The sequence below is a fragment of the Desulfuromonas sp. CSMB_57 genome, assembly GCF_020194955.2.
Classification (GTDB): domain Bacteria; phylum Desulfobacterota; class Desulfuromonadia; order Desulfuromonadales; family Syntrophotaleaceae; genus JAFCIY02.
Map to the genome: position 1 here is coordinate 1 of NZ_JAFCIY020000056.1, position 357 is coordinate 357.

Genomic DNA, 357 nt, shown 5'->3' on the forward strand with positions numbered 1-357 from the left:
CCGGCCCGCTTTGCCGAAACCATGACCCGCCTGCGGGCCTTCGCCGCCGCAGCGGACCGGGAAGTGTGAAAACAGGCTGAAGGCTGAAGGCTGAAGGCTGAAGGCTGAAGGCTGAAGGCTGAAGGGATTGTGTGCAACGCCGTCTGGGGCGGAAGAGAACTCTAGCAGGAACAAGGAATTTTCCTCAATCGTGGCGGGATATTGCCAGAATTTTACTTCAGACTTCAGACTTCGGACTTCATTCTGCCTTGTGTCAGCCTTCAGTCTGATTTCTTGCTTTTGAAAGGCTATTCCATGTTTTTCATCCCTCTTTCGCAACCGGAAAGCGTCGCCCTGGTGATCCATGCGCTGCGAATC

1 protein-coding gene is annotated in these 357 nt (G+C 54.3%); it reads right to left on the minus strand.

What is annotated here, in order from left to right; genetic code table 11:
- On the minus strand, positions 1-357 hold a 357-nt coding region (locus tag JQN68_RS13535), incomplete at both ends, for a hypothetical protein (RefSeq protein ID WP_249621245.1).